This is a genomic window from Bombiscardovia coagulans (genome assembly GCF_002259585.1).
GTDB lineage: Bacteria > Actinomycetota > Actinomycetes > Actinomycetales > Bifidobacteriaceae > Bombiscardovia > Bombiscardovia coagulans.
Genome location: NZ_MWWS01000004.1, coordinates 685,608 through 707,655 on the forward strand (window position 1 = coordinate 685,608; position 22,048 = coordinate 707,655).

Consider the following 22,048-nt stretch of genomic DNA (forward strand, 5'->3'; position numbering starts at 1 on the left):
AATCAACCTTTCACGGAACCAGCCAGCATTCCTCTTACGAAGTAACGCTGGAGTAAGAGAAATACTGCCACAGGTACGATCATGGCGATGAAAGCTCCAGGCGCCAGCAAATACCATGCTGAACCCCGTGAACCAACCATGTCAGACAAGCGCGAGGTCAGTGGAGCGGTGGCTGGTGTATTGCCAGCAAAAGCCAAGGCAACCAAAAGATCATTCCACACCCAGAGGAATTGGAAGATGGCAAATGATGCAATTGCGGGAACCATCAGCGGCAAAACGACCTTGAGAAAGATTTGCACATGACCGGCACCATCCATTTTGGCAGCTTCGATCAATTCTTTAGGAATATCAAGCATAAAGTTATGCAAGAGGAAAATTGCCAGAGGCAAGCCGAATATTGTGTGTGAAAGCCACAGGACCCAGAAGGTATTGTTGAGACCCCAGTTGACATACTGTGTTAGGAGAGGAATCATCGTCACTTGGACAGGCACGACTTGCAAGGTAAACACCGCTACAAAAAGTACATTGCGCCCCGGAAACTTGCACCAAGCGAAAGCGTAAGCAGCCAACAAAGCCAAAGTTATAGGTATTACAACACCCGGGATAGTAATAACAAAAGAGTTAACAAAATATGAGCCTAGGTTATAACCGCCGCCCAAAACAGCCTTGTAATTACCTAGTCCGAAATCCTTCCAGTGCGATGGGGCAAAGCTGGTCCACCAGCCACTCGTTGAGATGGCCATACGGTTCTGCCGAAAACTAGTGACCAACAAGCCCATCGTAGGAACAGTCCATAAGACAGCAATTACTATTGACAAGAGGGAAGCCCAGGGCGAAGAGAGCTTATTTTTTGAACGAATCAACGCCTTTTCTCGACGCGTCAGTTTCTTACTCATCGGACCTCCTGAGACTGTTTCATCTGATAGACATTAAAGACAATCAGAGGAATGACGACTATGAACATAATGACTGCGAGCGCCGCTCCCAATCCTGTGTTCTGGTACTGAAAGGTCTGTGTGTAGAACTCATTAGCAATAACAGAAGTACCGTAATTACCAGCCGTCATCGTGCGAACTACATCAAAGGATTTCAATCCTGCCATGGCCACTGTTGTAAGCACCACAACGATGCTAGGCCTGATAAGCGGTATGGTCATGTAGAAGAATTGCTGGCGCCCGTTCAAACCGTCGAGGCGTGCTGCTTCAACAATATCATCTGGAATTGCTTTGATGGCTGCTGATAAAACGGTCATAGCATATCCAGCTTCGATCCATATCATAACCAGAATCAACAGAAAGGTATTACCAGGAGCACCCATCAGCCACTGCGGGGGCTGAACATCGCTGCTACCAAAGAGGTGCGCAAACCATAAGTAGATAGCTGAAAGCAAACCGATTTTTTGATCGTATACAAACTTCCAAATGATTGCTGCACCAACCATGGATATAGCCATAGGTAGGAATACCAATGATTTAGCAAGTTTCTCGAAGCGGGTTCGGTCAACGAGAACTGCATACAGTAGACCAACCGCGGTGGCACATAGCGGCACTAACACTGTCCATAAAACAGTATTGAGTAGCACTTGCAAGAAGTGCGGATCTGAAAAGATTTTTATATAGTTTGCTAAGCCCACAGCCTCCTGTCCGTCTCGACCGTAGAAGGAAGACCGAAACGTAACGATTGTTGGATACAGCAAACCAAAGCACATAAGAGCTATTGAAGGCAGTAAAAACAGGGCGGCCACTCCCCATGATGGCATGTTTTTGGGCACATTAGTCAAGAACAAAACTAAAGCCATAACACCTACGAACAGGAGGATCGCCACTACCATAGCCAACAGTTTGCCTAGGGTAGTATCAGGATGCAGTATAGGATCAAAACTCATTACATAGCCTCTCTACCAGCGTTTGATGGACGGGCTCAGTATCACAAAACGAATATCCTCTGTTTTACTGTGACACTGAGCCGGTTATCAGTCAGTTGCATCAGCAGGCCCAGGGATTATTAGGGCTTACTTGCCAGCTGGCCAAGATTTCTCAATGGTATCTAGCACGTCTTGCTCAGACTTACCCTGACCAAAGTAGGAAATCATCTCTTTGAAGAAGATTCCTGTTCCTACCTCAGCAGGCATCAGATCGGAACCATCAAAGCGGAAAGTTGTATTCTTGTCCGTCAATGAGGTGTATGCCAACTTATCAATTGGTTTAAGGAGGCTTTCGTCCAATCCCGTATTGGCTGTAATCCAACCAGTCATAGCCTTTGCGCGAGCATTTGCATACTCGGGAGATGCAAGAAATGCTTCAAATTTCTGAACTTCGGGCTTATCTGAGAATGCAACAGCGAAGTCTCCACCACCCAACATGTTCTTTTTATCCTTTTCCAAACTCGGCATTGGGAAAGCCCATGCGTCACCATCAGGAGAGATTGAAATATCTGGGTTACTGCTCTCATAATTACTCTGGTAGAAGAGCGCCATATGCATCAAGTAGCCCTTGCCGTCAATCAATGAATTACCTGCATCCTGCCAAGAGGTAGAAGCGATGGACTTGGTGTCACCAAATCCTCCGTTAACATAGTCTGTATTTTTTAGTAACTTACCAACTTCTTTGAAGGCAGCCACAATTTTAGGGTCATTGAAAGGTATCTTGTGAGCTACCCACTGATTGTAAGTATCGCCGTCCGTAAAACGAAGAACTGCGTCCTCTAACCAGTCAGTTCCCGGCCAACCGGAGTCAGCCCCACCTTCCAAGCCAACTGACCAAGGCTTGACACCAGTATCACCCTTATTATCTTTTGCTATTGTCTTGGTGAGAGACACCATCTCATCCCAAGTTTGTGGGACTTTGTAACCCTTTTCTTTGAACTTTTTGGGTGAGTACCATATAAATGATTTTGCATTGGCATCAACAGGGATAGACACTACTTTGCCACCTACGCTAGCGTAATCCTGCCAGTCCTTTGAATAGTACTTGCTTACATTGGCTAAAGCATCTTTTGATAATTTTGCAACTTTGCCAGTATCAACCATCGATTTAACCAAGCCCGGCTGTGGGAGAACAGCTATATCGGGCGCAGAACCAGACTTAATACGTACTGGCAGCTGGGTGGCTAAATCTCGTGAACCTTCGTGGGAAACTTTAGCCCCAGTACATGATTCAAACTGACTGAAGGCTTTTGCGGTAGCATCACCTTCTTGATCAACCCAAATCGTGTATACACTAATTTTCTTACCACTCAAGTCACCATAAACCTTGTAAGGAGCACACTGTGCGCCTGAACTTTTTGTACTTTCACTCGAGTTACTGCTTCCACAACCTGCAACTCCCACCAGCGTTGCTGCACTGATGGCAGCAGCTAGACCCTTGTATACATTCGCTCTTTTCATTTACTGCTCCACTTCATTGTGTTGTAACTGTATGAGAAGTAGCTGATACTTCAAACGCTTCCCCGCGCAATTACAGTATAGGCAAAAATTCCACATTACGCAAGCGCTTACTCTCCTCTTTTTATTAGGTTTCGAGGCACTCTATACAGCCAGCCTGTCCCTTCCAAATACATGGCAAACCTGGCATATATTCAATTCCACATAAAGAGAAAGCCCGGCTGTCAATGAACCGGGCTAGAGAAAAGAGAAGGAAGATTCAGTTATGAAGTCCCTCAATTACAGGCCTTCACAACTGCCAGTGGGCAGTTGATACTCTTGAGTATAAACAAGCGTCGCTGAGCAACAGAATAGGATTGTCTCAAAGTTCCCTCAAAGTTGTGTACCCAAACTGTGAAACACAACTTTCTGAGCCTGCTCACTCAGCTTTAAGCTTGGCTTGCGCAGCCTCGAACCGGGCTTGAGCCTTGGCATTACGCTCGTCTAATTGAGCCTGAAACCTATCTAATTCCTCCTGGATAGCTTCCTTGGGAATCTTTGCAAAAATAGGTTTAGGCTGAGCAATTGGCGCACCCTCTTCCAGCGGTTCACTCTTCCAAGGATGTACATCCTTACCCAAAACATAATCTCCAGTGATGATTGAGTAAGTAAAACCAGGCCTATCTAAATCTTCCACCTCTTCTATTCGAGGTAGGGGCGAGAAGGTACCGGTACCCCCCAAAGCCTCCCAAACCTTCTGTGCAGAATGTGGCAGGAAGGGCGCTAGCAAGTGGTTGGCATCTGAGACCGCTTGGGCTGCCGTGCACAAGACAGCCGCGAGACGTTCCTTGTCTTCTTTTATTTTCCAAGGTTCCGTTGCAGATATGTACTTGTTAATGTCACCAACAAGCCTCATGGCTTCGCCTAAGGCTGCCTTTTGCCGCTGACGGTCAATCAGAGCTCCCACTATATCGAAGGCAGCTTTTGACTCTTCCAGTAAGGCACGATCTGTCTCATCCAACTTATCAGGATTGACCGCAGGAATACATCCAAAATTCTTATACAGGAGGTTGGCTACACGGTTCACCAAATTACCCCAAGAAGCAGCTAGTTCTTCATTATTATGACGAACAAACTCAGCCCAAGTAAAGTCCGCATCTGAGGATTCAGGCCCAGCTACAGAGATGTAGTAACGTACAGCATCCACCTGGTACCGAGCCAAAATATCTTTGACATAAATGACGATGCCCCTGGAAGAAGAAAACTTTTTACCTTCCATGGTCATAAACTCACTGGCTACCACTTGCTCGGGCAGGTTAAGTTCGCCATACCCACCACTGTGGCCACCCTTTGAACCTTGTCCGTTATACGCCAGGAGTTCAGAAGGCCAGATTTGGGAGTGGAAGGTAATATTGTCCTTACCCATAAAGTAATAACCCAGTGATTCAGGATCATTCCACCACTTGCGCCAGGCCTCAGGTTCCGACTGCCTGCGGGCCCACTCAATCGACGCCGACAAGTAACCAATAACCGCGTCAAACCACACATAGAGTTTCTTGTTAGGGTTGTCAATCCATCCATCGACCGGAACTGGAATACCCCAATCAATATCGCGGGTAATAGCACGGGGTTTGACTTCTCGGAAAAGTCCTAGTGAAAAATTAAGTACATTGGTACGCCAACCCTGGCGAGTTCGCAACCAAGCTTCATTGGCCTCCGCCAGTGCTGGAAGATCTAAAAAGAAGTGTTCCGTTTCTTCAAAACGTGGTGTCTCACCGTTTATCTTAGACCGTGGATTCAAGAGTTCATCTGGGTCTAATTCATTACCGCAGTTGTCGCACTGGTCACCACGAGCACCATCGTAGCCACAAATTGGACAGGTTCCCTCAATGTAGCGATCAGGTAATGTACGACCGGTTGAAGGCGAAATAGCGACCTTCTGCTTACCTTTGTAGATGTATCCGTTCTCTAAGCACTGCTTAAAGAGTTCTTGGACTACGTGCTCATGATTACTTGTGGTGGTGCGTGTAAAAAGGTCGTATGACAACCCTAAATTACACAAATCCTTGACGATAACCTGATTGTAACGATCCGCAATCTCTTGAGGACTTACACCCTCTGCTTCTGCCTCTACCAAGATAGGAGTCCCATGCTCATCAGTACCTGAGACCATCAGTACTTGATTACCCTTCATACGCTGGTAACGGGCATAGACATCCGAAGGCACACCAAAACCTGCCACGTGTCCGATGTGGCGGGGGCCATTGGCATAGGGCCAAGCGACAGAAACGAGAATATTGCTCATACTGGTAGATTATCGGCTTAGCCGTACAATAAAGCACTCTTTATTTCAGTCTGAATTCAACCGTTAGTATTACAAGTCGCAAACAAAAGAGCATACTCGAAGTTACACCTAACTATGCCAACATCTTGGAAACACCATAGTGCAGTTTTCACATTCTTATCCACCAATTGACTCAACTGGATTCCAGACATCCACATCATCACTACCTTTCAGTAAGCTGATTTTGCAGGCTTCTACGGCTTTTTAATCTGGTGCTATGACTTTCAGCAGAACACCCACTATCTCCAATAGACCAGCTGTCTTACCGGTAACCGCTAGAACAGCTAGCGCTCGTCCTCAAAAGCAAGAAGTGTCCAAAGGCAGACACACAATTCCCCCAAACTTTCCAACAAGAAACCAGCGGAGGACCTTACAAGGAGGCAGGTCACTACACACAGACAATGCACCGATTCCCACCTTAGTTACACTCAGTACCCTACCCGGCCCCAGCAGTATGCACTTACTCATGGTCCTCCGACTCCTCGAACCATTCAGTTCAAGCTGCGCCTTTTTACATACTCGAACAACCAGCTTGTACGGCCGCGCTTCGCTTGTGGAGTTACTCGTACCCTACGATGTTGCCGCTTGTAACCAATTAGCTGCATGGATATGGATCGGTGGAGTCTTTCCCCGCAGGCTCGACATCGTTTCCAACTCACACTTTCGCACCCCTGTATACGGACTTACCCTACGTGTTCATAACCGCCAATTGGCTCAGGAGCAACTGATGACGTTGGGAAGACTCCGGATAACAACGCCGGTACGCACAGCATGCGATCTGGCCTGCGATCAGTCCAGTAACTTCGATGAACAAGCAAAACTATCAACTATCTACAGTATTTTAGAACGCTACCACATACCATGCAGGGCTTGTTTAACCTTGCTCAACAATAACCCTCGCTGGCATGGCCATTCTGCGGGCATTCGCCTTTTTAACCGCCTGAGAAAGATAATGTAATGTGCTGGATATTCTCTTCCCGCTCAGCTCAAGACCATGAGTGTACTACCGATAAACTGAGAAACATACAGAACACCAACCGGAAGCCAGCTGTCAGAAAAAGTAGTCAATTAGACAGCAGATCCTTGTCAGAACGCAACCCCCCTCCTCCTCCTCTTGCCCTAACAGCAGATATTGCGTGTAATCCTGAAACAGATCCAGCAGTGCTTTGGTATATAGCCAAAGAACTGCCCGAACTACGTCGATGGATAGTTGCCAACCCTAAAGCTTCCCCACAACTACTGGAAGCTATCTCTCAAATGGGCGGACCAGGAGTTAAAGATGCCTTGACTGTTTTACTTGATTCACTCGACCATAAACACAGCTGAACGGCATTGCCTTTTCACCTAGCCCAAACTAGCTGGTCTTGTTCTCTAACTGTAAGACAGCTGTATACACTGCCTTACGCTTTGGTAATGAACCGTCTGGTAGTGGGTGTTCAGCTACAACCGTTGCAATTGCATCCTTGATACGCACACCCTCTTCCCGTGAACGAGCGAGCGCCAGCTGGGCCAAGTCAAGTACGGTAAGAATATTAGTATCAGCCGCAGCTGCCTCTTGCGCGGTCGCACCAGCGACAACAAGCACAATCTCACCCCTGGCAGGATTGGCTTGCACAAATTGGCAAATCTGTCCTATACTTCCTCTCTTTACCTCCTCATACGTCTTCGTCAGCTCCCTACACAAGGCCATGCGACGTTGCGAACCAAATACCTCCAGCAAATCAGCCATCGAATCTGCCAGCCTTCTCGGTGACTCATAGAAGACTAATGTACGCTGTTCTGCCAGAAGTGTATGCAAATATTGACGCCGTTCAGAAGACTTACGGGGCAAAAAACCTTCATAGCAAAAACGGTCAGTGGGCAGACCAGACAGTGCCAGAGCATCAAGTACAGCACTAGGTCCAGGAGCACAAGTAACAGGCAGATCTCGTTCAATAGCCCGACGGACAATAGCCAATCCTGGATCATTAATGGTAGGCATTCCAGCGTCCGAAACCACAAGGACGGTGGCTCCTTGCTCAACCTCATCTAACAGACGGTCTGCTAGCTGACGCTCATTGTGGTCATGGTATGCAATAACCCGACCGTTGACGTGTACGCCGAGACGGTTGGCCAATCCATACAGTCTTCGAGTATCTTCCGCGGCTACTATTGTCGCGCCAGCCAGTAGATCCTTCAATCGCTGCGAGGCATCGCCCACATTACCTATTGGTGTTGCAGCTAACACCACAGTGCCTAGCGGAAGGTCTGTAGTTTGCATCTGATGATCTTCGTTAGCAGTATGCCCTACTTGCTGTACCAGCGCGTCTTGTGTTGATTTTTGCTCTGCCTCAGTCATGCTTTCCAGTATCGCTTAACCTAGAGATGATGAGTAGCTTCAACTTGAATCCATTACCACACAAGCTCAGAACGATTGGAGCAACCAGTATCCGTCTTGTAGACAGCCTGCGTAAACAACCACAATTTTGGGAGTGCTTATTATGCACGCTCATGGCACTCTTTGCTGGCCTACTTCGCTTCGTGCGTTTAGGGACACCGCATGACATCATTTTTGACGAAACATACTATGTCAAAGACGCATGGACTATGTTAATGACGGGAGAAGCCCGTAATTGGCCTGAAAAAGTCGGAGCTGCCCATACCCCTATTGATCAATTGTTTGCAAGCGGTCAAACTCATCTCTGGCTTTCGAGTGCAGAATATGTAGTCCACCCTCCGATTGGTAAGTGGTGCATTGCTCTGGGGCTTCGTCTGTTTGGTGGTGCGAGCAACCCCTTCGCATGGAGAGCTGCCACTGCTCTAGCTGGCACCATAGCAGTATTGCTTTTGTGCCGGGTAGCATTTCAACTGTTCCATAATCTTCCTATAGCGCTCATGGCAGGCTTCCTTATGTCCATAGACGGCCTGGGTATCACTATGAGTCGAACCAGTCTTCTCGACAACTTCATTATGCTGTTTGTGCTGGCAGCCTTTTCATGCTTACTGTCCCATCGGGACTGGGCACTACATCGTTTGCAGGAAGCATACAAGCATGATAGTCATACAGGCAACTTCACAGTCGTTGAGACCACTCGTGTTTTTGGTGGACGGCGACAACAAACCAAATTACTCTTGAACGCTCGCGGTCCATTCATAGCTTGTTCTTGGTGGAGGCTAGCCGCGGCCATACTGCTGGGCTTAGCTACAGCTACCAAATGGTCTGGAGCCTACTTTTTTGCTATTTTTGCTGTCACTAGTGTCCTGTGGGATTCATATGCCAGGCACCAGGTTGGCTACCGTTCTTGGTTCACGTCAGCCATCCTGATTGATGGTTTACCTGCAGCAGCATATATGCTGCCGGCATGGGTGATAACGTACTTAGCATCATGGGCTGGCTGGTTCATCCACCCAGACTCGTATATGCACAACTGGGCAGCATCCCATCGAGGAGAAGGCGTAACCTGGCTGCCCGACAGTCTGCGATCCTTTGCGGAATACCACAAGGAGATGTGGCTCTTCCACACAACGCTAGATACACCCCATCCCTATATGTCCAATCCCTTGACTTGGCCCTTACAAATCCGCCCAACATCCTTTTATTGGGAAGAACTTGCCAACAACACCGGCCTGTGCAAGCTGGCACCACATGCAACCTGCGTTGCTGCTATTACTTCCCTAGGTAACCCCATCCTATGGTGGTTGGCCTGCATCTGCTTCATAACTGGACTGGTAATTTGCGTGTTTTCCCAGCATGGTGACTGGCGATTTTTAGCTGTAACGGTAGGACTACTGGCAGGCTGGCTTCCCTGGACCCAGTACCTCCACCGAACTACGTTTACCTTCTACTCAATTGTGATCTTGCCGTGGATGATACTGGCAATCTGCTATGTAGCCGAGTGGCTTCGAAAAAATCTAACCAAGTCAAACTATCGAATAACATGCAGGATCACCCTTGTCGTTATAGGGCTTGTTTCGGCCTTTTTCTACCCTATTTGGACCGCGGTACCGGTTCCTTACGACTTCTGGCTGGCCCACATGTGGTTGCCCTCTTGGCTCTAAGACAATCATCCCGCATGCGCTACTTCTCCTTAGAAAGCATTAGCGCGCACAATTTCACGGAAGTGCAGTCCAGAGTCCTTCCAGATACGCTCCTGGGTCTCGTAGTCCACTCGGATGATGCCAAAGCGCTTCGAATACCCTAGCGACCACTCGAAGTTATCAAGCAAAGACCATGCGAAGTAACCCACAACGTTAGCCCCAGACTCGATAGCATCGGCCAGGGCCTTGAGGTGTACGTCCATGTACGCTACTCGTTTGGGATCGTGGACGATTTTCCCGTTGGTAAAGTTCAGAGAACTGGAATCTGTACTTACATTATCCTGCCAGGCAGAACCATTCTCCGTAACCATTAATGGCAGACCAGGAAAACGCTCAGAAAGTTCAAGCAAGAGGTCTCTCAAGCCTTCTGGCTCCTGATTCCAACCCATATCGGTGAGTTCGCCAGTTGGGGCCAAACTTTCAACTCGTTCTTGAGCGGGCATGGGATTACGACCGGGGGTAGGCCTTCCTGATGGGCCTGGCGCAATTTCAGGCTGAGGATCACAAGCTCGGACGTAGACCGTTGAATAGTAGTTAACTCCAAGAACGTTCAACGGTTGCTGAATAATCTCCATATCTCCAGAACGGTTAAAGGACCAATCAGTTATACCGCTCGTAGCTTTAATGATCCGTTCATCATACCGACCTTCCAGCATGGGTCCTAAAAAGACCTCATTAGCAATAAGATCCGCCCGCTCTTTAGCAGCCAGATCTTCGGCAGCAGAGGAAGCAGCTCGAGTAACTTGTAGGTTGAGCGTAACCGAAACTTGTGCACTCTCGCCAAGTTCAGCACGCACTGCCTGAACTCCAAGACCGTGAGCAAGGTTCAAATGGTGAACAGTCTCCAAGGCCTGAGCATAATCGCTAATTCCAGGAGCATGGCAACCATTACCATAACCCAAGTATGCAGTACACCAAGGCTCATTGAGCGTAGTCCAGACCTCAACACGGTCTCCTAAAGCATGTGCCAGGGAACTAACATAATCTCCGTAACGCATCGCTATATCTCTATTGGCCCAGCCACCAGCATTCTGCAAATACTGAGGCAAGTCCCAGTGATACAAGGTCACTACTGGTTTGATACCAGCATCACGCAAGTCGTCTAGAACTTTCTTATAGTAGTCAACTCCCTGTTGATTTATCTTTCCGTCTGCTTGTGGAACAATCCGCGGCCATGCCACTGAAAACCGATAGGCACCGACACCAAGTTCCTTCATAAGGTCAATATCTTGGCCATATCGGTGATATTCATCGCAGGCTACATCACCATTCGATGAATCCAGAATGTTTCCAGGTACTGCACAATAGGTGTCCCATATCGAATCAGTACGCCCGCCCTCATGAGCACCACCTTCAACTTGAAACGAGGCCGTAGCTGTTCCCCAGGTAAAATTATCAGGAAAAGTATAGTGTTCTCTATTTTCCATATACTGTCTCACTTCCTCGGTAAGTCACTCCATCAATTGCAGTGAAGAGTCTGTAGCCAACACTGATGTGAATCCGCCATGGATGTTCGTGTATGTGGTTACAACTTACAGATAGTCTACCAACTATCGTGCACTACAATAGAGCGAACGAATCGAATCTTCGTTACTCAGTTCCATTCTCATTCAGAGCACCAGTCTTTTACCTTTTATGCTTGCAGATGGCTCTTTTTCACACGTGCACGAACTTTTTGTCATTAGCAGGAAAATAGTAATCGACGATTTGAGCTCCCCCGCGTTTATATGGCTTTTTACCGGATTCACAATCATGAGGGCATTGGTTCCGTTGTACTGTATTTTGCTGTTGTCTGACTACCGAGAAATAGTGAATCAGTAATCCTGCACGAAAACGGTATCCTACCTCAACCTAAATACCGTACACACAGTTGAAGCCGCTAACCTCTCTTGATGTGAGGTTAGCGGCTTCAACTGTATAACTACTCGGCTTTTTTACTAACTAACTGTGCTTCCGAGCGTTGTGACGTCCTGCCTTGCCTTGTAGAGCATACTTTCCTACGAAAGCCGATCCTGCAAACAGACTCAATAGCAACATAGCTAGACCACTGAGACGCACAAGCGGTAGCGCTCCTGCATATGGCAATTTAAAGCGCTTATCTACATACTCGTATCTGAAGTCTTTATCGGGTGGATTAAAGTTTCTTTCGTCACAGAATATATAGTCGTCATCTAAATTCCAGTTTACAGCAACGTCCACCTTGCCGTCTGGGTGAGGAGGTGTCTTCATGTTCCAGTCGTTTCTATTTCTAGGATCTGGTGGATTGACTACCTTTGCAAGTCCTTCAGCTTCAAGGTTCTTAAACTGACCGTTCGTATCTGATGGGTCGAAGGTTACCTTATAGAGAACAACTTTAACCTTAACAGGTTCAGGATTGAACCTTGCTTTAAGTTCCTTTCCTGCAGTCTGCCCAACATCAACAGGCTTATCATCACCGAGCTTACCCAGCACATTTTCACCCCAGCTGTACATTTTTCCATTTTCGTCTATAGCCAACGAATGGTGATCAGCTCCACCGATTTTACTGATTTTTATGGAAGGGTCCATGGCTATCAACCTTGGTAATTGCTGATTTGGAGTACATCTACCTATCCCATCAGTTTGATTTATGTTGGCATCGGTATTGCCCGCGATCTGGCAATATATATTTTCACCCCAGTTCCACATCCGTCCTTGAGTATCTAGGGCAATATCATGGTAGGATCCAGCACTGATCTCTTTGAACTTTACGTTTGGATCAGAATCGATTTTTCCAGGTTTCAAGCGCTTACTTGGCACTGGATTACCTGGCGCTTGAGCGCCCGTTGCCAAAGCTATACCCCATGTCCATACTTGGCCTTTGTCGTCGAGACCCATAGAACCGTCAGCTCCAGCACTTATAGACTTGAAATATATACTTTCATCAGTATGTACTTTCTCCATCTCGAATCCGCCACCTCCATTTGTGCCATTTCCGAGCTGCCCAAAGTCATTTTCACCCCAACCATATGCGTTTCCACTATCGTCAAGAGCTAAGGAGAAACCTGTGCCGGCACTAATACTGGTAAATTTAATGTTGTTGGGATTAGGAATTTTGATTGGTTGGAGTGCCCCACCTCCATATATTCTTAAATTAGCAATCTCTGAGTGACCGTTGTAACCCCAACCATACAAACTTCCATCTTCTGCCAGTGCTAGTGAATGATGGTCACCAGAACTGATACTCTTGATTCTGAGCTGAGGGTTGCTAGGATCAATATTGAGTTTTATAGGAGTTGTTTCATAACGCCATATTTTGGGATCTGAAGCCGGCCTGTTATTGTTTTCTTCGACATCTTCATGACCATTCCCCAAATCACCCACATCGTTACGACCCCAAGTATAGACTTGTCCATTTTCTGACAACGCTACGGTAGAAACATATCCTGCATCAACCTGAGTGAAATGTAAACCTTCTGGAGTATGTACTCTAACCGGCACACTAGAGTCTCCAGCGACGGTGTTGACGTTACCATTACCTCTCCCATCACCTAAGACCCCTCTTAAGTTTCTTCCCCAAGAGTAGATACGACCATCAGAGCCTAGCGCCACAGAGTGGTTGAAACCTCCGCTCACTTGGAGAAATACGATGTCTTTTGGCGGATCTGGAGCTTCGACAGTAAAATCTTTATGTCCAGAAGTTGGTCCACTATCTGGTCGTCTGTCAAACTTGTAAGGCTCCCACTTAGCTACTAAGGTCATATCCTTAGTGACAGGGTCATTGAAGTCCCATGCTTTCCCAGTCGTTTTATCGAACCAGCCATCGAACCAATGTTTTCTCCATTTATCCTTGTATGCTGGCCACTTGACTTGCTGACCATCAGCGACATCTTGCGGTGGAATATTATGTGGTCCGGGTGCGTCTGGATCATTTATTTCGAAACGGACCTTGTGACTCCCCGCAAAAAATGGCAAGTACTGGAAACCATTGTTTTCAGCCTTTTGGAATATCCAGTCATCCTGAGGGTACCCGCCCAATTCCCAATTGACAGTAACATCAACGAAACCTTCTGGATGAGCCGGACTACTTACCTGCCAAGCAGTTCTATCATTTCCGACCATACTTGGTTTTGGATTGGTTTTGTTCGTATCAAAGGTTACATCAACCAAATTAACTTGTTGCTTGCTAACATCTCCGGGCAGAGTTGCGTATGGAGTCGATGTACCAATCCCGAGCTGACTTTCGTCATTTCTTCCCCATGCCTGCAATTTGCCATCCATATCCAGTGATACAGAATGCCCATTGCCCGCAGTTGATGTTTTCATCTCCGGAGACGTAGATATTTGCACTGGCTCGGTCTTGTTGACAGTATCTCCGCTTCCAAGTTGTCCTTGGGCATTCGTTCCCCAGCTCCAACGATAACCGCCCAAACCTGTTGCGAGCGAATGATTGAATCCTGCACTTATATCTTTAAAACGAGTACCAGAATCCACCTTAACTGGTGTTGGAGTTGTACGTGGTGTATTCGTTCCATCACCCAACTGCCCATAGTTATTAGAGCCCCAAGCATAGGCTTTTCCACTAGTATCAAGACCGATCGAGTGGAACTGACCTGCACTTATCTTAGTAAATGATATGTCAGACTTTACTCTTACTGGGTGCCACTGGCTTATATTACTGCCGTCACCTAACTGATTATATTTATCTGCACCCCAGGCCCAAACTTTACCATTTGTATCTAGAGCTAGAGAATGCCAACCACCACCACTGACACTGGTAAATTTAACACCTGTCAATGCTTCTTTATTCGTTGCCCGATCAATTGGTGTAGGCGTTAGTTGAACAGCAGTAGATTGGTTTCCAACTTGACCGTCCGTATTCAAACCCCAGCCATATACTTCACCGTCAGTACTCACTGCCAGAGAATGCCAACCACCAGCACTAACATTAGAGAATTTAATATTCGTATTTATACGAACAGGAGTTCCTACAGGTTCAAGACCAGCTGCACCGTTTCCAACCTGACCATTGGAGTTATAACCCCACCCGTAGAGATTACCATCAGTGTCAATAGCTAAAGAGTGGTTGTATCCGGCGCTCACTTTGAGGAAACGGACACCAGGTGGTGTTTTGACACGTACAGGTGTACTGCGGTTGATGTTAGTTCCGTCACCTATCTGTTTAGTACCATTCCAGCCCCAACCGTAGATGAAACCATCTGATCCAATTGCCAAGGTGTGTGCGTCGCCTGCATCAATCTGTGTAAACACAAGATCCTGCGGAGGCTTGGGGGCAGTAATAGCTACTGGTGTACCTCCACTAACAGGGCCCTTATGTGGGTTCATCTCAAATTGATAGCTTTCCCAATGGGCTTTGAGTACCATATCCCGCGTAACTGGATCGTTAAAGTCCCAAGCTTTTGTACCGTCGAGAAACCATCCATCGAACCAGTGGTTGGCCCACTTAGGGTTAGCATCAGGCCATTTGACAGGTTCTCCACTCTTTACCTGTTGGGGAGGCAGATTCGGGCCGCCATTATCTACCTGAAAAGTAACCGTGAACAAGTCAAAGTAGTTGTAGCCTCTGATGAAAGTATCGTCATTACCTGAATCCCAATGGAAGGTTACATCAACCCATCCTTGTGGGTGAGCTGGAGTATTAAGTGTCCAGACCTTGTTTGAAGCATCCCATACCGGTTGGCTCCCGTCACTTTTGTCGAAAGTTACGCTCTTAAGTCCAACAAATGGGCGAGCAATACCTTCAGGAGCTCTTGTCGATGTACTATTCCCGTTACCAAGCTGAGAAGCGGTATTACTACCCCATGCATGAATATCTCTTATGTAACGTAAAGCAACAGAATGGGCACCTCCAGCAGATACCATCCTAAACAAATCGGGTGTTCTGACTTTTACTGGATGCCACTGTTGGGTAACGGAATCATCACCTAATTGTCCCTCAGAATCAGCACCCCAGCTATAGCCCGAACCATCGGTAGTTACTGCTAAGGAGTGAGTACCACCAGCACTGATACTTCTAAACTTTAAACCACCAATAACTTTAACAGGATGCCATTGTTCTACATTGCTGCCTATTCCTAGTTTTCCATTATCATTACTGCCCCAAGCCCATACGTCTCCATCATCGGACAAGGCGAGTGTATGATCCTTACTTGCACTCACACTGGTAAACTTCACACCAACTGAGGAATCAGAGTTTATAGTACGTACGATCTTTACCGGATGCCATTCCTGATGATTTGGAAATTCTTCAATACCGAGCTGTCCACCGGTGCCAGGGTGGGTAGGGCTTTCATTAGAACCCCAAGTCCACACTTCACCAGTAGAATCCGAGGCTACTGTATGGTATCCACCAGCACTCACGTCGGTAAACTTCACACCCTGAACTTCAGGATTTATTGTACGGTTAATCTGTACTGGATGCCACTGCTCACCAGCAGGTTTCTGATCTCCCAACTGTCCATAATTGTCGAAACCCCAGCTCCAGATGTCACCATTTGCGTCGAGCGCTGTTGAGTGTTCTCCACCAGCACTCACCTTAGTAAACTTCACGCCTTGCACTGCTGGATTAACAGTTCTATTGATCCTAACAGGCGTATTTTGTTGAGCGGTACTCTGATTGCCTACCTGACCATGAGCATTGCGACCCCAACCCCAGACATCACCGGTCGTATCGAGGGCCAGAGCATGACCACCTCCTGCACTCACTTGAGTGAAACGTATGTTTGTCGGAGTATGTACCCTCACTGGTTTGGTCCTATTGGATGTTGTGCCATCACCCAACTGACCAGTAGCATTATTTCCCCAAGAGTACAGGTATCCATCGGCACCTACAGCCAAAGTATAGTTATCACCAGCACTGATATCTGTATAACCAAGACCTGTACGATCAGTCGGATCTCTTTTAACAGTCACTTGCTCGCCGCCGCTAGTACGTCCCTCTTTAGGATTATAGGTGATACGGTACGGCTCCCATCTGGCCACTAGCGTCATACTTTTATTCACAGGATCGTTGAAATTCCAAGCACCGTTTTCCTCACCTCCACCTTCCACAAACCAACCATTAAACCAGTTGTTATCTTTTTTGGGATTAGAGTCTGGCCAATGTGCCGGCTGCCCTCCAGCGAATTTCTGATCCGGCGCATTGCCTGACCCCCCGTTTAAATTAAAGTGAACTGTAACTTCGCTCGGTTCTGGCTTTGGATCGGGCCTCGGTTCCGGAGATCCTGAATACGTATAGTGCAGAGTCGCAGGTCTTCCACTCGGAACTCCGTTCACCGTATATGAAACTACTACATCTACTGTCCCGGGTCCATGCTGGGGAGCCCTGACTGTCCATTCTCCAGAAGAACCTATTGAGTCAGGGTTAACAGATGTACCACCAAAAACTACTCCGGTTATTCTGTAGTCTGACGTAGATATCTTATCGTTTATCGATTTCAATTGCCAACGTTGAACACTTGGGTCTGAACCATCGCCTAGTTTGCCTTTTGCATTTTCACCAAAAGTGTATACGGTTCCATCGTTGCCTAATCCTACAGAAAAACCAAGCCCTGCGCTAAGACTTTTAAGATTCGTAGGAGGATCATATCCTGGCACGGTTCCGAACCGCGCAGGAGTTGCCATCCTCGTTTTTTCATAGTCTGAGTAATTATTGCTACCTATCTGATAGTGTTCAGCAGCTCCCCAACCCCAATTATAATAGTTAGTATCATAGCCATCCTGCGCAATTCCCAAAGAATGATTCCAGCCTGCGTCGATAAAGCGTGCACGGCCATATGGTTCTGGAGCAAACTCAAAACTATTACCATCCACCGCTCGTGCGGTAGTGAAAGGCAACTTACCGTAGTCAAAACCTTTTGATATAGGGTAGACTATCGGCTGGTCTCGAGGCGTACCATTTCCAACCTGCCCACTATGGTTGTCACCGCACCCTATGACATAAGACTCAGTCATAATAATAGTGTGATATCCACCTGCACTCACACCGAGCAATCCAGGCATATTGTACCTTATAATAATTGCGGGTGCACTCCGGCTATTATCACCTCCACCAAGTTGTGCCTCATTGTTTCTACCCCATGTCCAAATGGTGTCGCCCACATCCACTGCGACTGAATGGTATCCACCAGCACTCACACTTTTTGCTTTATAGTCTTTTCCATCAACATCCCTCAGTATTATCTTGTCAGGATAGCCTTGGTCTACACCTCGTTGGTTGTCACCAACCTGACCGTCAGAATTCGATCCCCAACCCCATGCATTAGCATCAGTATCTACTGCTAAAGAATGGAAACCACCAGCACTGATGTCTTTATATTTCCTGCCCTCGGGTGTCTTCACCTGCATAGGCCGTGGCTGGGAAGAAGTATCGTCCCCGATTCCCAGCTGTTTATTAGCGTTATATCCCCAGCTCCAAATTTTACCATCGCTATCCAGGGCTAAGGAATGATTTTTGCCAGCACTGATCTTGGTGAAGACTTTACCTGCAGGCGTCAGCACCCGTACTGGAACATTACGAGTCCCGCCTATGCTTCCGATCCCTAGTTCACCGTTGCTGTTGTCTCCCCAAGCATAAATGCTGGTTCCATCGTCCGAGAGTGCTAGAGCGAATTCACCAAAAGCAGAAATCTGAGAAAACTTTTTTGTTGGACCGCCGCTGGAGCTTGAACCAGGAGGTGTGATTTTCACAGATGTACCAACTGGACCAGCATTGGGGTCAAGAGTAAAACCGTCAGCAGAATCTACTGCACGAGTAAGACCAGCCGTTTGCATATTGTTGATCTTGCTTTCAGGAGCAGCATGCGTTAAGGCACTCAGCCCTCCTCCTATAAAAGTGCATGCTAAAGCTAGCACTATTATACCGATGTTACGCATCTTACGCATTTTCATAATCCCCTTTAAGCACGAGCAAACGACTCGTGAGAGTACCCCAAGTTCTTATCATGCTGTGAAATCCCCCAATTCCACACACGAGTAAAGACACTTTTCCCATGTATATGTCTGTATAGTATCACTGTTTATTGAACAAATAGCAGTGAAAAAATGTTCAATATATCACATTTATGTAATTGGTAAGTCATAACGGTGCCGTCGAGAACCATGGAGTTCCCCAATTGACAGAAAGCCTAGCAGACAATACTTTCAATAGAAGGACAGAATTATAATTGGTTGAACCAGCACAACGAACAGTCTTACATCTGCTGCAACAGCTGACTTTCTTTTATGCTACACTTACGCTCCCAGACTCAATCTGAGTACAAAACCTTGTGGAGCTGAGGGTAGTCGAAACCCCGACCTCTTCGATGCGAACGAAGCGCTCTACCAACTGAGCTACAGCCCCAAGTTTTACTTTGCTCTTCTGAGCAACGATGTAACTTTATCGCTTGGTAAGGTCAAATGCAACACGATACGTTGCTCACCAGCAGACTCAAGCTTGTGGTCATGTGCACTTGAAGCACCATCTCATGATGAATGCTTCTTACCAAACTTAGCCTTGCACAGTCCAATAACTGTAGGCAAGACCGAAATAAGCAAAATGAGAACGATAATTAACTCAAAGTGTTCTTGTACAGTTGGAATCCCTCCGAAGAAGAAGCCCAAGAGTGTAAAGAGCGAGGACCAAATAAAGCCACCCAAGATTGAAAAAGGTGTAAAACGTGACCACCGCATTCCAGAAAGACCACATATAAAAGGCATAAAGGTACGAATAAACGGGAAAAACCGACCAAGAAAAACAGCCAGAGGTCCCCATTTTTCAATCATGCCTTCAGTTTTTGCGATGCGCTCGGGGGTCATAGCTTTTACCCTGCCTGAGCGCAGTATTGCCTGACCAAAAAAATGCCCGATAACATAATTACTTTGGTCACCAATGATGGGGGCAAGCCAAACCACCGGAAGAAGGATACTTAAGCTCATGCCAGATTTAGGATCATGGGCAAAAACTCCAGCAGCGAAAAGAAGAGAATCACCGGGCAAAAAGGGCATGAATACCACACCGGTCTCAACAAAGATGATAAGGAATATAAAGGCGTAAGTTGGTACCAAACCCATAGCTATCCATGAAGCAATAGCAGATCGTGGGTCCTTCAAGAGTCCAAGAATCCAATATATAAAGCCCATAATTGGCAAGTCCTATTCATCTGGTGAGCAAAACTCATGCGCTAGCAACCTTAGTTAGCCTACCAAGGGGAGCGGAGAGAAAGAAGAAATATCAACTTCTGCCGGTAACTAGCTCGGACCATACACCGGATAATCTTAACTGCCCCGCAGATAGCATGCTAGTGTCATCCCACCATCTTTGTAGATCACCAACCGGATACTAAGCCACCTAGTGAACAGCCAGTTCTACATACTGCATGATGTAAAACTGGCTGTTTCTTCATAACGATTTCAGCTTAAGTGCATAGCACAAGCCGGCAGTCTCCTCCGGCTCAGAGGAACTGGCGCATAATTTCGCGCAGTGGTGGCATTTCTGGAATACGGAACTGTTCGCGCATGTACCCCATTCCAAATTTCATGTAGCCCTCGGCGTCATCCCAAACAATCTTGCCTGGAAGAGGTGCCTCATCTGTCGATGCACAGTTAATCAGCACTGGGCGATCAGGGTTTCGGTACTTTTCGATAGCTGCATCGAATTCCTGGTCAGTACTGACATTCACGCCAATGCCTCCACAAGCTTCAGCGAACTTTGCAAAGTCGATATCAGCTAGGTCAATACCATAGTTCTGCTGTCCAGCAGACTGCTGCTCATACTTGATGAAGGCAAGCAAATGGTTATTGAGAACAACTACAACCATTGGTAGCTGATATTTAACAGCTGTAACAAAGTCCTGCATCACCATAGAGAAAGCACCGTCACCACAAATGGCATACACCGGTCGGTCTGGCATGGAAATCTTAGAAGCGATTGCTCCCGGCAGGGCACAACCCATTGTTCCCAGCCAAGCAGAAATAATGTACTTTTGGGTGGATTTGGCAGTAATGAAACGTGCCCCAAAGGCAGTAGCAGTACCCACGTCCACGGACCACACTGTATTATCTGGTGCGATATCACTCATCTTAGAAAATGCGCGAGAAGGTAGAACACCCTGGTGCGATTTCGTAGTGACATCCTTCATCCACTTTCGCCAGGTCTTCATATTCTCTTGACAAGCCTTGAGCCAAGCAGTTTCAGGAATATGTTCACCACGCGAATTCAGTAGAGTCAAAGCATCCTTCGCATCCGCCACCATACCGACTTCTACCTGGTGGCGTTTGCCTATGTGGGTAGGATCAATTTCGATTTGGATAGCAGGGATTTTACCGTTGAGATAAGGTGCGTAAGGATAATCTGTACCAACTAAAATTAGTAAGTCTGCATCAAACATAGCTTCATAAGCAGGTTTTGTGCCCAGCTTACCAATCTGTCCTAAGGCGTTGGGATGGTCATCGTCAATGGTTCCTTTGGCAGGCATAGTCTGAATGAAGGGCAAGGAATACTTCTCAACAAACTCTTTAGCCTCAGCTTGGGCACCTCGGGAACCGACACCGAAGAAAGCAACAGGCTTCTTGGCAGCATGAATCATTGCAAGAGCGCGGTCAACATCCTCAGGATTGATAGCAGGGTGCGACTCATGGAACAACTCTGCGGTGGGATGGAAAGAATCTTCAATTTTGTTATCCGGCACATTGTCTGGAATTGTTAATACTGCCACTCCCTTATGGAGATAAGCCATGCGGATAGCTTCATCCATAACCTCAGGCAAGGTCTGAGGGCTAACAACCAACCTATTAAACACAGCCACATCGTCACATAGCTTGGGAGTGTCCACTTCTTGGAAGTAACCAGTGTTTAATAACTGGGATTGAACCTGCCCTATGATAGCTACGACAGGTACATGGTCCATTTTGGCGTCATACAAACCGTTAAGCATGTGAATAGCACCGGGACCACCAATGGAAAGGCACACACCTACTTGACCAGTCAACTTTGCATGGGAGGCGGCAGCCAAAGCTGCAACTTCTTCGTGGCGAACATGGGTGAAGGTAATCTTGTCACGCTCCCTATAGAGCGCTTCCACTGTCGTATCGACAGAGTCCCCCGGTAGACCATACACATTATCGATACCCCAAGCTTCCATCACTTGAACCATCTTGTCAGCAGCATTTATTTTCGCCATTCTTTGTTTACCTCGTTGTTTAGCGATTGATATGTAACGTGGTCAACCATAGCACTCGCGAACCTATCAGAACCGCATAAATGTTGGGTTTGCACTCATGAATCATATGAGTTTACTCACAGTTACCCC

General features: G+C 47.0%; 11 protein-coding genes and 1 tRNA gene. 2 read left to right on the forward strand and 10 right to left on the reverse strand.

Features of this window, described 5'->3' with window-relative positions; genetic code table 11:
* Nucleotides 1–2: 2 nt before the first annotated feature.
* From BOCO_RS04690 to metG, 4 genes are all read right to left on the reverse strand, one after another.
* The gene (locus BOCO_RS04690) at nt 3–896 is read right to left on the reverse strand and encodes a carbohydrate ABC transporter permease (RefSeq protein ID WP_094722886.1); all 894 of its coding nucleotides are present in this window, start codon (nt 894–896) and stop codon (nt 3–5) included.
* Nucleotides 893–1,885, reverse strand: a complete 993-nt coding sequence (locus BOCO_RS04695) for a carbohydrate ABC transporter permease (RefSeq protein WP_094722887.1) — start codon at nt 1,883–1,885, stop codon at nt 893–895. The genes BOCO_RS04690 and BOCO_RS04695 overlap by 4 nt, the downstream gene beginning before the upstream one ends.
* Nucleotides 1,886–2,011: 126 nt before the next feature.
* Nucleotides 2,012–3,385 carry an ABC transporter substrate-binding protein gene (locus tag BOCO_RS04700; RefSeq protein ID WP_094722888.1) on the reverse strand — a complete coding sequence of 458 codons (1,374 nt, stop codon included), beginning with the start codon at nt 3,383–3,385 and terminating at the stop codon, nt 2,012–2,014.
* Nucleotides 3,386–3,800: 415 nt separating this feature from the next.
* A complete protein-coding gene (gene metG / locus BOCO_RS04705; protein WP_094722889.1) occupies nt 3,801–5,666 on the reverse strand; it encodes a methionine--tRNA ligase in 1,866 nt (621 codons plus the stop codon).
* 1,122 nt (nt 5,667–6,788) lie between these two features.
* On the opposite strand from metG, the gene BOCO_RS04710 reads away from it, so the two are divergent.
* Nucleotides 6,789–7,031, forward strand: coding sequence for a variant leucine-rich repeat-containing protein (locus BOCO_RS04710; protein WP_094722977.1), 243 nt, complete (start codon nt 6,789–6,791; stop codon nt 7,029–7,031).
* 28 nt (nt 7,032–7,059) lie between these two features.
* On the opposite strand, the gene rsmI is transcribed toward BOCO_RS04710, so the two are convergent.
* Complete coding sequence (gene rsmI, locus BOCO_RS04715) at nt 7,060–8,043, reverse strand: 16S rRNA (cytidine(1402)-2'-O)-methyltransferase (protein ID WP_094722890.1); 984 nt, start codon at nt 8,041–8,043, stop codon at nt 7,060–7,062.
* A 152-nt stretch (nt 8,044–8,195) separates the two neighbouring features.
* Here rsmI and BOCO_RS04720 point away from each other — a divergent pair, with 152 nt between their 5' ends.
* Nucleotides 8,196–9,743: a dolichyl-phosphate-mannose--protein mannosyltransferase gene (locus tag BOCO_RS04720; protein ID WP_244568738.1), complete on the forward strand. Its 1,548-nt coding sequence runs from the start codon at nt 8,196–8,198 to the stop codon at nt 9,741–9,743.
* A gap of 29 nt (nt 9,744–9,772) precedes the next feature.
* Here BOCO_RS04720 and BOCO_RS04725 read toward each other — a convergent pair whose 3' ends face one another.
* The 5 genes from BOCO_RS04725 to BOCO_RS04745 all read right to left on the reverse strand — a co-directional run bounded on the left by BOCO_RS04725 (nt 9,773) and on the right by BOCO_RS04745 (nt 21,919).
* Entirely contained in the window at nt 9,773–11,209 is a 1,437-nt protein-coding gene (locus BOCO_RS04725) for a GH1 family beta-glucosidase (protein WP_094722891.1), read from the reverse strand.
* Nucleotides 11,210–11,723: 514 nt separating this feature from the next.
* Entirely contained in the window at nt 11,724–18,650 is a 6,927-nt protein-coding gene (locus BOCO_RS04730) for an RCC1 domain-containing protein (RefSeq protein ID WP_094722892.1), read from the reverse strand.
* Between the two features lie 378 nt (nt 18,651–19,028).
* Nucleotides 19,029–19,101, reverse strand: a tRNA-Ala gene (locus tag BOCO_RS04735).
* A gap of 122 nt (nt 19,102–19,223) precedes the next feature.
* Nucleotides 19,224–19,880 (reverse strand): DedA family protein, encoded by a 657-nt coding sequence (locus BOCO_RS04740; protein WP_094722893.1) that lies wholly within the window; start codon nt 19,878–19,880, stop codon nt 19,224–19,226.
* Nucleotides 19,881–20,191: 311 nt separating this feature from the next.
* A complete protein-coding gene (locus BOCO_RS04745; RefSeq protein ID WP_094722894.1) occupies nt 20,192–21,919 on the reverse strand; it encodes a pyruvate oxidase in 1,728 nt (575 codons plus the stop codon).
* Nucleotides 21,920–22,048 lie beyond the last annotated feature (129 nt).

Excerpts from the sequence above, each read along its gene's own strand:
- metG (WP_094722889.1), bottom strand. The coding sequence starts at position 5,666 with ATGAGCAATATTCTCGTTTCTGTCGCTTGGCCCTATGCCAATGGCCCC.
- BOCO_RS04695 (WP_094722887.1), bottom strand. The coding sequence starts at position 1,885 with ATGAGTTTTGATCCTATACTGCATCCTGATACTACCCTAGGCAAACTG.
- BOCO_RS04745 (WP_094722894.1), bottom strand. The coding sequence starts at position 21,919 with ATGGCGAAAATAAATGCTGCTGACAAGATGGTTCAAGTGATGGAAGCT.
- BOCO_RS04690 (WP_094722886.1), bottom strand. The coding sequence starts at position 896 with ATGAGTAAGAAACTGACGCGTCGAGAAAAGGCGTTGATTCGTTCAAAA.
- BOCO_RS04725 (WP_094722891.1), bottom strand. The coding sequence starts at position 11,209 with ATGGAAAATAGAGAACACTATACTTTTCCTGATAATTTTACCTGGGGA.
- BOCO_RS04740 (WP_094722893.1), bottom strand. The coding sequence starts at position 19,880 with ATGGGCTTTATATATTGGATTCTTGGACTCTTGAAGGACCCACGATCT.
- BOCO_RS04700 (WP_094722888.1), bottom strand. The coding sequence starts at position 3,385 with ATGAAAAGAGCGAATGTATACAAGGGTCTAGCTGCTGCCATCAGTGCA.
- BOCO_RS04730 (WP_094722892.1), bottom strand. The coding sequence starts at position 18,650 with ATGAAAATGCGTAAGATGCGTAACATCGGTATAATAGTGCTAGCTTTA.
- BOCO_RS04720 (WP_244568738.1), top strand. The coding sequence starts at position 8,196 with ATGGCACTCTTTGCTGGCCTACTTCGCTTCGTGCGTTTAGGGACACCG.
- rsmI (WP_094722890.1), bottom strand. The coding sequence starts at position 8,043 with ATGACTGAGGCAGAGCAAAAATCAACACAAGACGCGCTGGTACAGCAA.